15 protein-coding genes are annotated in these 14,211 nt (G+C 61.6%); 10 read left to right on the top strand and 5 right to left on the bottom strand.

Annotation, left to right across the window (positions count from 1 at the left end; genetic code table 11):
• The first annotated feature begins 2 nt into the window (after positions 1-2).
• The 5 genes from BN1129_RS21210 to BN1129_RS21190 all read left to right on the top strand — a co-directional run bounded on the left by BN1129_RS21210 (position 3) and on the right by BN1129_RS21190 (position 4,319).
• On the top strand, positions 3-836 hold the full coding sequence (locus BN1129_RS21210) for an alkaline phosphatase family protein (protein ID WP_042039268.1): 834 nt from the start codon (positions 3-5) through the stop codon (positions 834-836).
• Positions 836-1,735 (top strand): ABC transporter permease, encoded by a 900-nt coding sequence (locus BN1129_RS21205; RefSeq protein ID WP_042039267.1) that lies wholly within the window; start codon positions 836-838, stop codon positions 1,733-1,735. The genes BN1129_RS21210 and BN1129_RS21205 overlap by 1 nt, the downstream gene beginning before the upstream one ends.
• Before the next feature lie 68 nt (positions 1,736-1,803).
• Positions 1,804-2,580, top strand: a complete 777-nt coding sequence (locus tag BN1129_RS21200) for an ABC transporter permease (protein ID WP_042039313.1) — start codon at positions 1,804-1,806, stop codon at positions 2,578-2,580.
• A 6-nt stretch (positions 2,581-2,586) separates the two neighbouring features.
• Complete coding sequence (locus BN1129_RS21195) at positions 2,587-3,594, top strand: ABC transporter ATP-binding protein (protein ID WP_042039266.1); 1,008 nt, start codon at positions 2,587-2,589, stop codon at positions 3,592-3,594.
• A gap of 65 nt (positions 3,595-3,659) precedes the next feature.
• Entirely contained in the window at positions 3,660-4,319 is a 660-nt protein-coding gene (locus tag BN1129_RS21190) for an HAD family hydrolase (protein ID WP_042039264.1), read from the top strand.
• A 60-nt stretch (positions 4,320-4,379) separates the two neighbouring features.
• On the opposite strand, the gene BN1129_RS21185 is transcribed toward BN1129_RS21190, so the two are convergent.
• Positions 4,380-5,945 carry a sensor domain-containing diguanylate cyclase gene (locus BN1129_RS21185; protein WP_042039263.1) on the bottom strand — a complete coding sequence of 522 codons (1,566 nt, stop codon included), beginning with the start codon at positions 5,943-5,945 and terminating at the stop codon, positions 4,380-4,382.
• Positions 5,946-6,054: 109 nt separating this feature from the next.
• Here BN1129_RS21185 and BN1129_RS21180 point away from each other — a divergent pair, with 109 nt between their 5' ends.
• Complete coding sequence (locus BN1129_RS21180; protein WP_042039262.1) at positions 6,055-6,495, top strand: DUF2214 family protein; 441 nt, start codon at positions 6,055-6,057, stop codon at positions 6,493-6,495.
• 167 nt (positions 6,496-6,662) lie between these two features.
• Positions 6,663-7,562 carry a DMT family transporter gene (locus BN1129_RS21175; protein WP_042039260.1) on the top strand — a complete coding sequence of 300 codons (900 nt, stop codon included), beginning with the start codon at positions 6,663-6,665 and terminating at the stop codon, positions 7,560-7,562.
• Positions 7,563-7,677: 115 nt separating this feature from the next.
• Here BN1129_RS21175 and BN1129_RS21170 read toward each other — a convergent pair whose 3' ends face one another.
• Together BN1129_RS21170 and BN1129_RS21165 are read right to left on the bottom strand one after the other, a co-directional pair.
• Positions 7,678-8,535, bottom strand: coding sequence for an AraC family transcriptional regulator (locus BN1129_RS21170; RefSeq protein ID WP_042039259.1), 858 nt, complete (start codon positions 8,533-8,535; stop codon positions 7,678-7,680).
• A complete protein-coding gene (locus BN1129_RS21165) occupies positions 8,532-9,017 on the bottom strand; it encodes a GNAT family N-acetyltransferase (protein WP_042039258.1) in 486 nt (161 codons plus the stop codon). The genes BN1129_RS21170 and BN1129_RS21165 overlap by 4 nt, the downstream gene beginning before the upstream one ends.
• Positions 9,018-9,175: 158 nt before the next feature.
• On the opposite strand from BN1129_RS21165, the gene BN1129_RS21160 reads away from it, so the two are divergent.
• Complete coding sequence (locus BN1129_RS21160) at positions 9,176-10,624, top strand: catalase (protein WP_042039257.1); 1,449 nt, start codon at positions 9,176-9,178, stop codon at positions 10,622-10,624.
• 640 nt (positions 10,625-11,264) lie between these two features.
• Here BN1129_RS21160 and BN1129_RS21155 read toward each other — a convergent pair.
• The gene (locus BN1129_RS21155; RefSeq protein ID WP_084204725.1) at positions 11,265-11,582 is read right to left on the bottom strand and encodes a YnjH family protein; all 318 of its coding nucleotides are present in this window, start codon (positions 11,580-11,582) and stop codon (positions 11,265-11,267) included.
• A 222-nt stretch (positions 11,583-11,804) separates the two neighbouring features.
• Here BN1129_RS21155 and BN1129_RS21150 point away from each other — a divergent pair, with 222 nt between their 5' ends.
• Both BN1129_RS21150 and BN1129_RS21145 read left to right on the top strand, forming a co-directional pair.
• The gene (locus tag BN1129_RS21150; protein ID WP_042039255.1) at positions 11,805-12,767 is read left to right on the top strand and encodes a hypothetical protein; all 963 of its coding nucleotides are present in this window, start codon (positions 11,805-11,807) and stop codon (positions 12,765-12,767) included.
• 111 nt (positions 12,768-12,878) lie between these two features.
• Complete coding sequence (locus BN1129_RS21145) at positions 12,879-13,652, top strand: substrate-binding periplasmic protein (protein ID WP_042039253.1); 774 nt, start codon at positions 12,879-12,881, stop codon at positions 13,650-13,652.
• A gap of 54 nt (positions 13,653-13,706) precedes the next feature.
• On the opposite strand, the gene BN1129_RS21140 is transcribed toward BN1129_RS21145, so the two are convergent.
• Entirely contained in the window at positions 13,707-14,087 is a 381-nt protein-coding gene (locus tag BN1129_RS21140) for a hypothetical protein (RefSeq protein ID WP_042039252.1), read from the bottom strand.
• Between the last annotated feature and the right edge of the window lie 124 nt (positions 14,088-14,211).

Here is a 14,211-nt window from a genome sequence, read left to right as displayed (position 1 = left end):
CAGTGCAACACAAGGTGATAGTGGTACTTGTGGATGGTCTGGCAGCCGAGGTAGCCCACACCATGGGCTACCTCGGTGGCATGGTGGAGGCGAAGCGCGGCTTGTATACGACCCTGAGCTGTGCCCTGCCCTCCCTCTCCCGACCGCTCTACGAGTGCATCCTGACCGGCGTGCCGCCGGTGGCAAGCGGCATCACCCACAACGGGGTGAGTCGCCTGAGCCAGCACGACGCCATCTTCCATCTGGCCCGCGCCGCGGGTAAACGCACCGCAGCGGCGGCCTATTACTGGGTGAGCGAACTCTACAACCGCAGCCCCTGGCTGGCGCTGCGAGATCGTTACACCCATGACGAGCAGTTACCCATCCAGCACGGCTGCTTCTACTGGGATGACGCCTACCCCGACAGCCATCTGCTGATGGATGGCGAGTGGCTCAGAACCCAACATGATCCCGACTTTCTGCTGATCCACCCGATGGGGGTGGATGACGCTGGCCACCAGTGTGGCCTCGATTCGCGCCAGTACCGCAATCAGGCGCGCCGGATGGACAGCCTGCTGGCCGATCTGCTGCCCCAGTGGCTGGTAGAGGGGTATCAGGTGGTGATCACCTCGGATCACGGTATGAACAACGACTTAAGCCACGGCGGCACCCTGCCCGAGGAGCGCACCGTGCCGCTCTGGCTGTTTGGCGATGCCTTTATCGAACACTGGCCGGATGGCGTGGTGATCGCCCAGACCCAACTTTGCGCCCTGATGGCCGACTTGCTGGGCGTTCCCCACGATAAACCGGTTGCTCCCCCGCTGCTCAAGGCGGCCTTTATGCGTGAGGTGCACTGATGATGCCCGCCACCACCGAGATCCTGCTGGATCAACCCGTGGTAACCCGGCACCGGGTGCGCCGTCACTGGCTGCCCGCGCTGGTATTGCTGCCGTTTATCCTGCTGATGATCCTGTTCCAGCTTGCCCCCATGGTGTGGGTGCTGGTGGGCAGCTTTCAGACCCCGGATGGCTGGGGCCTCGACTACTACCGGGAGATCCTGAGCTCCCCCTTCTATCTGCAATCCTTCGCCAACTCGTTGCGGATCGCCGGTATCGCCAGTCTGGCGGGGCTTGCCATCGGCACCCTGGGTGCGGCGGCGCTACGCCACAGCGGCGAGCGGGTCAAACGGCTGCTGCTGGCCTTTGTCACCATGACAGGCAACTTCAGCGGGGTGCCGCTGGCGTTCGCCTTCATCATCATTCTCGGCATCAATGGTGCTGTGACCCTGCTGCTGAAATCCTGGGGCCTCATCGACGGCTTCAACCTCTACTCGGGGTCGGGCCTCATCCTCATCTACACCTACTTCCAGATCCCGCTCGCCTTGCTGCTGCTCTATCCGGCGTTCGATGCCTTGCAGGATGAGTGGCCGCAGGCTGCGGCACTGCTGGGGGCGAGCAAGCGTCAGTATGTGTGGCACGTGGCGCTGCCGGTGCTCACACCCGCCCTGCTCGGCACCCTGATCATCCTGTTTGCCAACGCAGTGGGTGCCTATGCCTCCGCCTACGCCCTCACCACCGGCAACTTCAATCTGGTGACTATCAGGGTGGCCAGTCTGGTCTCCGGCGACATCTTCCTCGAGCCCAATATGGCGGCGGCGCTGGCGGTGATCCTGATGGTACTGCTGGGGGTGGTGACGGCTGCCAACCAGTGGTTGCTGAAAAAGAGCTATGTGAACAAGGGGCAGTCCCATGCATGACCTGACACCCTGTACTGGATCGAACAAGCCGGGTGCAGCTGACCTGCATCCTGGCGGGAGACGACAAGATGCATGATTTGACACCGCGCTGGCCAAAGTGGGTGCTGGGGGCGCTGGTCGCCACCCTGCTGCTGCCGCTGCTGGCCACCTTCCTCTATTCCATCTCCACCCGCTGGGGGGCGACCATGCTGCCGGATGGCTTCACCCTCGACTGGTATCTGAAGCTGTTGGGCGATCCGCGCTTTCTCGCGGCGTTTGGCCGCAGCCTGCTGGTCTGCTTCGCCACTCTGCTGCTGGGGACCCTGGTGCTGGTGCCCACCGTGTTGGTGGTGGCCTACTACTTCCCCAAGCTGGATCCCTGGATGAACCTGCTGATCCTGCTCCCCTTTGCGGTGCCGCCCGTGGTCTCCTCGGTGGGACTGCTGCAGATCTACGCCGACGGCCCCCTGCCCATCGTCGGCACGCCGTGGATCCTGATCGGCACCTGGTTCACTGTGGTGCTCCCTTTTATGTACCGGGCGCTGGCCAACAGCCTGCAAGGGGTGCCGCTCAAGGACCTGATGGATGCTGCCCACCTGCTGGGAGCGAGCAGTCGCCGCGCCTTCCTGTTGGTGGTGATCCCTTGCCTGCGCAAGGGATTGCTGGCGGCGCTGTTTCTCTCGCTCTCCTTCCTGCTCGGCGAGTTCGTGTTTGCCAACATGCTGGTAGGCACCCGTTACGAGACCCTGCAGGTCTACCTCTACAACATGCGCGCCACCTCGGGCCACTTCACCAGTGCGCTGGTGATGAGCTACTTCCTGCTGACCCTGCTGCTCACCTGGGCGGCCAACAGATTTCATCGGTGATCCAAGATGTTTCATTTAGAAGTCAATCAACTGCACAAATCCTACGGCGATACCCCGGTGTTCGAGGGGATCGAATTTGGCATTCGCAAGGGGGAGCTGGTGACCCTGCTCGGCCCCTCCGGCTGCGGCAAGTCCACCCTGCTGCGGGCATTGGCCGGGCTCACTCATGTGGATGGCGGTCAGGTGCGGGTGGCCGGTGAAGACATTACCTGGCAGGCGCCCCAGAAGCGGGGCATCGGCATGGTGTTCCAGAGCTATGCGCTGTTCCCCAACATGACGGTGTGGGACAACGTCGCCTTCGGCCTCAAGATGAAGCCCCAGCCGGGGCGGGAGCTGGCGGCCAGCGTGCAGGAAGCACTGGAGCTGGTGGAGCTGACCGGCTTCGAGCGCCGCTATCCGGGTGAGCTCTCCGGCGGTCAGCGCCAGCGGGTGGCGCTGGCACGTGCTTTGGTGGTGCGGCCAAGGATCCTCTTGCTGGACGAGCCGCTCTCCGCGCTGGATGCCCGCATCCGCCGCAGCCTGCGCCAGCAGATCCGCGAGATCCAGCAGCGCCTTGAGCTCACCACCATCTTCGTGACCCACGATCAGGAGGAGGCGCTCACCCTGTCGGATCGGATCTTCCTGATGAACAAGGGATCCATCGTGCAGAGCGGCACGCCGGAGCAGATCTACACCCGCCCTGCCAGCGAGTTTGTGGCGAGCTTTATCGGCAACTACAACCTGCTCGGCGCAGAGCAGGGCAAGTCGCTGTTCGGCCCCCATTTTCAGGGCAAGCTGGCGCTGCGCCCAGAATCCATCACCCTGCTGCCCGCAGGGGCGACCAGCAGCGAGCCTTGCCTGCCCGGCATAGTGCGTCAGCAACAGCTGCTCGGCAACGTCATCCGCTATCAGGTGGCGTGCGAGGCGGGGCTGTTGACGGTGGATTGCCTCAACCGCTCTGCCGGCGATCTGCTGGCAACCGGCAGCGCCGTGACCCTGGTGGTGGCCCGGGATCAGCTGTGTGAGGTAGCATAAAGCCATGTATCCCATTCTGTTTTCGACCGGCATCATGATGCCGGTCACCAACCCAAGGAGCCGTCATGGCACTCGCACTGTTTGATCTGGATGAGACCCTGATTGCCGGGGATTCCGCCAGCCTCTGGCTGGAGTACATGGTGGCCCAGGAGCTGGCCCCGGCGGACATGATTGCCGAAGAGCAGGCCATGATGTCCCTCTACCATCAGGGCAAGATGGACATGCACCAGTACATGGCCTTCACCCTGCAGCCGCTGGCAGGCAAGTCACGTCAGTGGCTCAGCCAACAGTGCCACCGCTTCGCCGAGCAGGTGCTGCGGGCGCGGATCTACCCCGAGGGGTTGGCGCGCATCGAGTGGCACCGCAAGCAAGGGGACGAGCTGGTGCTGATCTCGGCCTCCGGCGAACATCTGGTGGCGCCCATGGCGCAGATGCTGGGGATGGATCACTGCGTTTCCATCCTGCTCGATGAGGAGGAGGGGATGCTGACCGGCCAGACTCGCGGCACCCTGAGTTTTCGGGAGGGCAAGGTGGCCCGCATCGACCAGCTCTTCGCCGGAGACGACAACCTCTGGCAGGGGAGCTTTGGTTACAGCGACTCCCACAACGACCTGCCACTGCTGCGGGCGGTGAGCCATCCTCATGCGGTCAACCCGGCTCCCAGCCTGCGTCAGATCGCCGCCGAACACGACTGGCCCACCCTGGACTGGCAACTGAACGGCTAAATGAAGAAGAGGCCCTCGGGCCTCTTCTTTACTCAACCGCCAGCCTGTTGGCAAGATCCCCTATCCGGCCACAAGTTCCTGCGGGGTGCCCAGATAGATGCGGTTCTTGCCATCACGCTTGGCGCGATAGACCTCGGCATCCGCCACCTCCAGCAGCGTCTTGCCGAGCGTCACCCCATGGCTGGCCACAAGCCCGCCACTCAAGGTGATTTTGAGGCCAGGCTCGCGCCAGTCCAGTGACTCCACCCCCTTGCGGAACTGCTCCAGCAGCATCAGGCAGAAGTGGGGGTCCGGGTTGACCATCAGCACCACCAGCTCCTCCCCGCCGTAACGGCAGACCCAGCCATAATCCCCCAACAGCAGCCTGGCCAGCTGAGCCACCCGCTTGAGCACCACGTCCCCGGTCTGGTGACCATAGTTGTCATTGACCCGCTTGAAGTCATCGAGATCGACCATGGCCAGGCAGAAGGGCTGCTGTTCAAGCAACAACCGGGTCAGGCGTTCGTCAAAGAAACGGCGGTTGTAGAGCGCAGTGAGCTTGTCCAGATTGGCCTGCTGGCGGGCCTCGTGATAATCCTTGCTCGCCTCGGCAAGCTCGGCGTAAACGTGCTTGAGCTCCCGCATCCCGCCCTGGGGCACATCATCGGGTTGAGTCCGGCTGGCCCGGATCATGGAAGCGATCTCGTCGAGCATGCGCCGGAAGTAGCGGGACCACACCAGCGCCAGCACGAGATAGAGCACACAGGCCAGCACCACCATCAGTTGCACGTTAAGGGAGACCCGGTTGATCGCGGCCTGGACGCTGGCCGCCGGTTGCACGCTGATCAGCACCCAGTCGTGATCAGGCAATTTGCTGTAGGCCACAAACAGCTGGGAAGCCTTGTCCAGGAAGATGCCCTCCCCCTGATTGAAGCGGGAGAGCCACTGGGGATGGTCCATGGGCTTGAGCAACTGAGCGGGATCCGGGTGCACCAGCACCTTGCCGGACTGATTGACGATCATCTGGTAACCGCTGTCCGCCTGGCGGTTCAGCTGGGCCGAGAATGGTGCCAGGATGGCATCGACCGCAAACACCCCCTGCACCTTGCCGTTGGCATCGGTCAGCGCTCGCGCCAGGGCGATCACCAGATTGCCATTGATGTAGTCATAGTAGGGCTCGGTCCAGACCATCTTGCCCAAATGCTGGCTGGCCAGCTGATACCAGGGGCGCGCCCTGGGATCAAAATTGGCATCCGCCTCCCACTTGGGATAGATCAGCATCTGGCGCTCGGCCGTGCCGACATAGATATAGAGCAGGTCGGCCATCATCCCTTTGTAGAGCTGCCATGTCTTCAGATAACTCTCGGTATTGTGCAGGTGTGGGCCGCTGATATCTTCCACCTTCACCTGGTCGTAGATAAGCGTAAACTGCCGTTCCATCTCCTGGAGATAGGGCTCGATGAAGACGTGACGCAACTGGTGATTGGTGGCGAGCAGACGCTGCTGCAACTCGTTTTGCAGGCTGCGTTCCATGTGCAGATAGTAGATGCCGCCCAGCATCAGTACGGGAATGAACAACAGCAACAACCCCAGCCGCATCCGGGCAACCAGAGACCAGGCTTTCTTGGGGACAACACGCTTATCCAACCCTGACTCCTGCTACCGTCAGACACGAGGTAGTGTCAGAATATCAGCACCACGGGATGGCGTCCAAAAGGAAGCGGGTTATGTGCTCAACAAGAGGTAATCGACACAGATGTTGAACCCGGACCTGCTGATGGCGCTGCACTATTGCGCCGTGATTATCCTGACCGGGGCCATCACCTCCGAGTATTTTCTGTTCCGGCGCGGCATGTCCATTGAACAGGTCCGCAAGCTGCTGCTGGCCGACGGCCTGGCGGCGCTGGCCCTGCTGCTCATCTTCATCACGGGCGTGTTGCTGGTGCTCGCCCACTCCGAACAGCCCGCCGTACTGTTCGCCAACCCCGGTTATCGCACCAAGCTGCTGCTGTTTTGCCTGATGGTCATCAGCTTTGGCTATCCCAGCCACCTCTTCTATCGCTGGCGCCGCTCCCTGCGTCAGGGTCGGGCCCCCATGGTTTCCATCCAGCAGCAGTTCTGGGTGATCTGGATCCTGCGCGGCAACCTCTTGCTGCTCGCCCTCATCCCCTTGCTGGCCACACTCGCCAGCAGTTGAAGGCGACGTTTATTCAGCCGCGATAAGGATTAATCCCCTCTGCACGACCTGCTGCTGCTGACCAAACTCGCGAGCGCTAAAGACAAATCCCCCCACACACGGTTATCTTGGTGGCTTGAGCTTTACGGACGGGCGCCTGCCCGCCACCTTTTCAGGGATGAATTCGTATGCGTTCGAACATGATGTTACTGATGGCCGCTGCCATCTGGGGGCTGGGCTTCGTCGCCCAGCGGCTGGGGATGGATCACATGGGGCCTTACACCTTCAACGGTCTGCGCTTTCTGCTCGGTGCCGCCTCCCTGCTGCCGTTGCTGTGGTGGCTCAAGTCACGCCAGCCTGTGGGTCAGCCCGGTGATCGCCGCCTGCTGCTGACCGGGGGCCTGCTCGCCGGTCTCGTGCTGTTCAGCGCCGCCTCCCTGCAGCAGGTGGGACTGCTCTATACCACGGCCGCCAAGGCGGGCTTCATCACAGGCCTCTACATCATACTGGTGCCCGTCATCGGCCTGGCCCTGCGCCACAAAACCGGGGCCAACACCTGGGTCGGCGCCCTCATCGCCATGGCGGGGCTCTACTACCTGAGCGTGACCGAGGAGTTCACCATAGGCTACGGCGACCTGTTGCAGGTGATCGGCGCCCTGTTCTGGGCCATTCATCTGCTGGTACTGGATCACTACTCGAGCCGGGTCGCGCCGATCCGCCTGGCTGGCGTGCAGTTCCTGGTGTGCGGCCTGCTCAGCCTGGGGGTTGCCTTCACCATGGAGACGCCAACCATGAGCGGCGCCGTGGCGGGCTGGCAGGCGCTGCTCTATGCCGGTCTGGTTTCGGTCGGTATCGGCTACACGCTGCAGGTGGTGGGGCAGCGCGGTGCCCATCCGGCCCACGCTGCCATCATCCTCAGCCTGGAGACAGTGTTCGCCGCCATCGGCGGTGTGCTGCTGCTCGGCGAAATCCTGGATGAACGCGCCATAGTGGGCTGCGCCCTGATGCTGGCAGGCATGTTGATCTCCCAGATCCGACTGCGCTGGTGGTGGAAATCGCGGCGAGACAAGGTGCCCAACCAGCCTTGATGCGAGCAGACATCTTGCTCTCCCGGGAGCGGCTTTGCCGAGACAACGTGACCCATCCGACATAAAACGAGGCGCCTACAGGCGCCTCGTTTTATTGCCACTGGTTGCCACATGGCTAACGCACGCAGGAACAGAAACTGACATCGTCCTGCACGGGATCATCACTCATGCTGTGATAAAGCTCGAAACAGGGGCCATTGCCAAACTCCAACCCGGCAGCAACGATGTCGCCGATATGCTCCTGCCAACGCGGGCCATACTGACTGCGGTCGGTAATTAGATAACGGGACTGGGCGTAACGACCGGCGGGAATAAGCTGGATCTCGACCGCCCCCATCCCCACCGTCCCCGCTGGCACCGTCACACCTATGTCAGTGCGACACTGGGCTGGCGGGGTCACCTCGGGGTTATCGTGATAGATGAAAATCCACTCGCCCCCTTCCAGTCCTCGGGCACTGGCCCACTGATGCAGTTGACCGCAGACCGGTTCATATCCCTCGCCATAGGGGCCGGTGACACGAATATAAGCCAGGGTGCGGGCGTCCATCTCGACAGTTTTCATGGTATTGCTCCTTGCTGATGAATGACTTTCAGCATAAGGGGACGAGCCCTCCCATGCGTGTCCATCCTTGCTCTCCAGGTGTCCATTCTTGCGCTTGTCGCGACGAAACTCGCCAGGGGGGCAACCGTAATGGCGGCGAAACGCCTTGGCAAATGCCTGTGAGCTGGCAAAGCCCGCCCCCAACGCAATGGCCGTGACGCTGGCGTCTGTGTAGCAAAGCTGCCAGGCCGCTCGCTGCATGCGCAGCCGCCGACACATCTCCCCGGGCGTCTCGCCTGCCACGGCCGTGAACACCCGGTGAAAATGGTAGAGGGAGAGGCAGGCGCGGCTCGCCAGCGCCTCGATGGAGAGATCCGGATCCCGCTCCAGCGCCCGCAGCACAGGGATGAGACGGCGGCGGTAGTCGATCACGGGCGGATCCTCGCCATGTAGATCGCATCCACATAGCGCCCCTGCCGGAAAGCGAAGTCGCGGGCCCGCCCCTCTTCCACAAAGCCGAACTTGCGATAGAGCGCCTGCGCGGCTTCATTATCGGGATAGACGGTCAGCTCAATCCGGTGCAGGTTGAGCCAGTTATCGGCCAGGTCCAGCGCCGCGGCCATCAGGGCAGAGCCCACCCCCTTGCCAGCCCAGTCATCCCGTACCCCCATGCCAATACCTGCCACATGCTTGCGTCTGGGATTGGGCTCCACATGCAATGCTATCTGGCCCACCAGCTGCCCCTCTACCTCCGCCACCAAGGCGACCACATCACTGCTCTCCAACCGCTGTTGCCACAGCCCCAGTGTCGGATAGGGCAGTTGCAAGGTGCCCGCCTGAGCATTGGGCATGGCGTAAAGATCCCGCAAGGCGGGGGCATCGGTGGGTTCGGCATGACGGATAGTAATCTGCATATGAGGCTCCTTCTCGAAACCCCCATCATGCAATATCCGGCGCGGTTACACATCCCCCCGCACCCATTTGTCTTGCCTATCAAAGGGCTAGGAAACGCCCATTGGCCCATCACTGCGCAGATCCGTAGGCTGGCCCCATATCAACAAGGAGAGAAGCCATGACTGACAAGACCCTGCACAGCGCCAACGGCGCCCCCGTCGTCGACAACAACAACAGCCTCACCGCCGGCCCGCGCGGCCCCGTGCTGATGCAAGATATCTGGTTGATGGAAAAGTTGGCTCATTTCGATCGGGAACGGATCCCGGAGCGGGTGGTTCACGCCAAGGGCTCGGGCGCTTATGGCACCTTTACCGTGACCAATGATATCAGCCAATTCAGCAAGGCCGACCTGTTCAACACCATCGGCAAGCAGACCCCGGTCTTCCTGCGCTTCTCTACCGTAGCTGGTGAGAAGGGTGCCGCCGATGCCGAACGCGACGTGCGCGGCTTCGCCCTCAAGTTCTACACCGAGCAGGGCAACTGGGATCTGGTGGGCAACAACACCCCGGTCTTTTTCATCCGCGATCCGCTGAAATTCCCCGACTTCATCCACACCCAGAAACGGGATCCACGCACCAACCTGCGCAGCGCCACCGCCGCCTGGGACTTCTGGTCCCGCCATCCGGAATCCCTGCATCAGGTCACCATCCTCTTCAGTGATCGCGGGATTCCCAAGAGCCTGCGGGAGATGAACGGCTACGGCAGCCACACCTTCAGCTTTATCAACAACGCGAACGAACGCTTCTGGGTCAAGTTCCACTTCAAGACCGAGCAGGGCCACAGCTTCTACACCGATGAAGAGGCGGCCAATGTCGTCGGCCAGGATCGGGAGACCAGCCAGGCCGATCTGTTCAATGCCATCGAGCGGGGTGACTTCCCGCGCTGGAAGGTCTATGTGCAGGTGATGCCGGAGGCCGACGCCCAGACTTACCAGATCCACCCGTTCGACCTCACCAAGGTGTGGCCGCACAGCGACTACCCGCTGATCCCGGTCGGCATGCTGGAGCTTAACCAGAACCCGGACAACTACTTCGCCCATGTGGAGCAGGCGGCGTTCACCCCGGCCAACGTGGTGCCCGGCATCGGCTTCTCGCCGGATCGCATGCTGCAAGGGCGGCTGTTCTCTTACGGTGACACCCAGCGCTATCGCCTCGGCGTCAACCACGGCCTGCTGCCGGTCAACGCCCCGCGCTGCCCGTTCCATCACGGCGCCCATCGTGATGGCGCCATGCGGGCGGACAGTAATGGCGGCGCCAGCCCCAACTATCAGCCGAACCGCTTCGGTACCCAGCAGCCGAGCGAGCAGCACGAACCGGCGCTGAGTCTGGAAGGGGCCGCCCTGCACTACGACTTCCGTGACTACGACAGCGACTATTACAGCCAGCCGGGCAAGCTGTTCCGCATCATGGACGAAGGGCAGCGTTCACGGCTCGCCGCCAACCTGGCGCGCTCCCTCATCAATGTGGAGGATGACGCCATCATCGCGGCCCAGCTCAAGCACTTCGAGCAGGCCGACCCCGAGTACGCCAAGCGGGTCGAACTGGCACTGGCCGCCCTGCAACGCTAAGTCGCAAGCAGGCAACATCTGCAAAAGCAAAACGGGGGCCTTTCGGCCCCCGTTGTGATGCAGCTAAGGGTAATAAACGCAAAAACGGAGCACGAGGCTCCATTTTTCAATACGTTATCAATCCCGGACGGAACGCGCTTCGCGCTCTTCCCGCTCCCTTGCCAACAAGCGTTTGTACCACCCGTTACGGCAACCAAGCTGTGCATTGGAAGAGCACCGCCGAGTTCCATCTGCGGTGATAAATACAAAACGGAGCCCGAGGCTCCGTTTTTCAATGCAGTATCAATCCCGGACGGAACGTGCTTCGCGCTCTTCCCGCTCCCTTGCCAACAAGCGTTTGTACCACCCGTTACGGCAACCAAGCTGTGCATTGGAAGAGCACCGCCGAGTTCCATCTGCGGTGATAAATACAAAACGGAGCCCGAGGCTCCGTTTTTCAATGCAGTATCAATCCCGGACGGAACGCGCTTCGCGCTCTTCCCGCTCCCTTGCCAACAAGCGTTTGTACCACCAGCTACTGCGACGACGTTGTGCATTGGAAGAGCGACGAGCCATTTCTTAGGTTCCAGCCAAGAGAGGAAAAGAGCCGCATTATGCGATAGAGGTCATGTCCATGTCTTTAGCTGGATCAAGAAAAGCCTCACTGGCCCACGGTAATGGTGCTGCTCCTGGCCGCGTTATCGGCAACATTCGACGCCCTTTCAGGTTCCCGCCAGGCCAGCGGCCCGTTGCTCTCCTGCGCGTTCTGCGGGCTGCACTCTCGCCAGCTATCGCCCTGTTTAATCCGGGCACCCAGGGAATATTTCTGATCCTGATACCAACAGACCCGCTCCGGCAACGACCCCAGCGGCAGCACCAGCTTGGGGCTCGCGCGCTCCCCTGCGATAGTGGTGTGGGTGGCGGCCAAAGCCGGCACCCACCAGCAGGAGGCCAGCAGGCAGAGCAATATTTTTCTCATGGGTAGATCCTGTTTTGTTGTGGGGCACTCTCGATGGATCGACCACTCCCGGGGTTTACTTGACTGGCCATCATACTGCCTGCTGGCATTGTGGAGCCAATATGGTAGCCTGCCAGCGCCTACGGGCAGGCTCTCGCTGCCACGCGCAAACTTCCGGTGAATTTGTCGTTTCCAGACAACATATAACCTTATCTATCAAATCGTTATTTGGATATTATCCCAATGCGTATCATGCCATTGCTTCAGGCTGCCTGCCTGAGCCTGACGCTGTCCGCCTGCGTCGCCCCCCTCTTGATGATGAGCCCTACCAGTCAACTGATGTGGGCCCTGCTCAAACCGCTGGTCGGCTTTGACCCGAACGAGGTCAATCTGTTCGAACAGCCCCTGATCAAGGAGCGGATGACCGACATTCTGGGCCCCAATTACGACAGCACCATGCAGTTGCTCAAGACAGCCAACGAGCTGCAGCAGGAGGGCCCGCTGTTCTACGTGGTCTCCCGCTACGCCCCCATACCTGACGTTGCCAAGCAGGCGGGCATGGTGTGGAACTCGCAAACTAACCAGCTGTCTGTGTTGCTGCAAAAAGGGGATGGCACCACCCAGGCCTTTGGCGAAAACCTGGCGGGCACAGCCCCGCTTTGGCCAACGGCCATGCAGGGCTGGCAGAACCCGGACAGTCAGGTCATCCCGACGGCCAATGCCCTGACCGGCGCCGCCCCCTTCTCCCTCGGCAACGCCCTGAGCACAGTGATCAGTGGCACCACCAGCAAGCTTGCCGAGGAGGCCACTCAGGCCGCGACCAATGGCGTCAACAACGCAGCCAAGAGTGCCACAGCCGCCGTTACCACGCCTGCCAAGCAGACTGTCAGCAGCACTACCGCGACCGTGACGCAAGAAGCGGCCAAGGCCGTTGCCACCCCCGCCAAGCAGACCGTCAGCAGCGCCGCCACAACGGCGACTCATGAGGCCACCAAGGCCGTTGCCGCTCCCGCCAAGCAGACCGTCAGCAGCGCTGTCACAACGGCGACGCAAGACGTCACCAAGGCCGCTCCTGCCAAACAGGCGGGCAGCAGCACCAGCGCGGCATCCCATACGGCAGGCGAAAGTATCGCCGATGCGGCCAGAGCGGCGGAAGCCAAAGCCCGGGCCAAGGCAGAAGACGAGATGGAAGCCCTGCTTAAATAAACCGACAGGCCACCGCAAGGTGGCCTGTTGTTTTATCCCGCCACCGGGCCATGAACTTGTGACAAAGGCCACATAGACTGTTAGGTAACCAACCTGCACAAGGAGTGCATCATGCACCATCTGCTCTCTGTCCTCGCCTCTCTCGTTCTGTTTATCGCACTCCCGGCTCCGGCACTTATCTACTATTCCGAGCAAAATATGCCGATCAATGGTCAGGATAAAAATGGCCAGCCCACTGGCCTGGCAGTCGAGCTGCTGCGCCTGATGTGGCTGGAAATGGGTGAGCCGGAGCAACCGATCCACTTTCTGCCCTGGGCCCGTGGCTGGTATCTGCTGACCCAGCAGAAAGAGGCCGTGCTGTTTACCACGGCCCACACCAAAGAGCGGGCCCCCCACTTCCTCTGGGTCTGCCCCATCAGCCACTCGCGGGTAGCGCTGGTTGGCCGCAAGACGGATGCACCCAGCGTCAGCAGCAAAGCCGATCTCGCCAAGTTGCAGATCGGCGTCATGCAAGCAGATGTAGGAGAGCAACTGCTGCTCAACCGGGGTATCAGCCCCGCCAACCTGATGGCGGTGGAGCGGATGGATCAGGTGGTACGCCAGCTCATCATGGCCCGTACCGATCTGGTGGCGGGCAACGAGGTGATGTTGCGCCATCAGGCAAAAGAAATGGGTTTTCCCAGCGAAAATTTTGTCACCGTCGCGATTCTGGCGGAGCAGGACAACTGCTTTGCCTTCAACCCGGCGGCCGACAAACAACAGGTCGCCCGCCTGCAAGAGGCGCTCGACAAGGTCAGAAAAGGGGAGGCGTTCAAACAGCTGCTCGCCCGCTATCAGGATGTGGTGCAGCCCCTGCCAGCAGATAACCTGCCGCGGATCGAGTAAAGGCACAATGCAAGCAGGCCACCCCGGGGTGGCCTGCTTCATCACATCGCCTGCTTACTGGAAGTCGCTGTCGTGATCGGACTTCTTGGTCTGGGCGCCTTCGCTGTGCTCTATGGCGGTGCGGATGAGATCCACCCCGGCGCGGATGATCAGCACACCCATGTTGACCAGCTTGACGCAGACCCACATGAAGGTAATCAGCAGTATCAGCTTGAGTACCGTCTGGAACGCCTCCAGGAAATTCTGCTCCAGCTGGCTGGTGAGGCCGCTCGCGCTGGTCATCAGCCAGGTGTAGACCTCGCGCACGAACGGGATGCGGCTCGGCATCTCCAGCACGTCCAGGGCTGCGGGCAGGGCCTGGAAGATGACGATGCTGCCGAACAGTATCAGAATGACGCCGATGGCGATGCCCAGAAAAAAACCAAACTGTTTCATGGAAGGTCCCAAGGTTTGCTGCATGAAAATAACATAGCTGCCAATACTAGGGACTGCCTCACCACAGGGCAATCCTTGTGCGCAGGCAAGGCCAGTGCCCAACCCGCCAGCCGGTGGACCCACG

Origin of the sequence: Aeromonas popoffii (assembly GCF_000820025.1) — a bacterium.
Taxonomy (GTDB): Bacteria; Pseudomonadota; Gammaproteobacteria; order Enterobacterales; family Aeromonadaceae; genus Aeromonas; species Aeromonas popoffii.
The sequence above is the reverse complement of the archived record's forward strand: the minus strand, read 5'-3'. Positions and strand labels throughout refer to the sequence as shown.

Coding starts and splice junctions, on each gene's coding strand:
- BN1129_RS21150 (WP_042039255.1), top strand. CDS start 11,805: ATGCGTATCATGCCATTGCTTCAGGCTGCCTGCCTGAGCCTGACGCTG.
- BN1129_RS21155 (WP_084204725.1), bottom strand. CDS start 11,582: ATGAGAAAAATATTGCTCTGCCTGCTGGCCTCCTGCTGGTGGGTGCCG.
- BN1129_RS21180 (WP_042039262.1), top strand. CDS start 6,055: ATGTTGAACCCGGACCTGCTGATGGCGCTGCACTATTGCGCCGTGATT.
- BN1129_RS21195 (WP_042039266.1), top strand. CDS start 2,587: ATGTTTCATTTAGAAGTCAATCAACTGCACAAATCCTACGGCGATACC.
- BN1129_RS21175 (WP_042039260.1), top strand. CDS start 6,663: ATGCGTTCGAACATGATGTTACTGATGGCCGCTGCCATCTGGGGGCTG.
- BN1129_RS21165 (WP_042039258.1), bottom strand. CDS start 9,017: ATGCAGATTACTATCCGTCATGCCGAACCCACCGATGCCCCCGCCTTG.
- BN1129_RS21200 (WP_042039313.1), top strand. CDS start 1,804: ATGCATGATTTGACACCGCGCTGGCCAAAGTGGGTGCTGGGGGCGCTG.
- BN1129_RS21190 (WP_042039264.1), top strand. CDS start 3,660: ATGGCACTCGCACTGTTTGATCTGGATGAGACCCTGATTGCCGGGGAT.
- BN1129_RS21140 (WP_042039252.1), bottom strand. CDS start 14,087: ATGAAACAGTTTGGTTTTTTTCTGGGCATCGCCATCGGCGTCATTCTG.
- BN1129_RS21205 (WP_042039267.1), top strand. CDS start 836: ATGATGCCCGCCACCACCGAGATCCTGCTGGATCAACCCGTGGTAACC.
- BN1129_RS21145 (WP_042039253.1), top strand. CDS start 12,879: ATGCACCATCTGCTCTCTGTCCTCGCCTCTCTCGTTCTGTTTATCGCA.
- BN1129_RS21160 (WP_042039257.1), top strand. CDS start 9,176: ATGACTGACAAGACCCTGCACAGCGCCAACGGCGCCCCCGTCGTCGAC.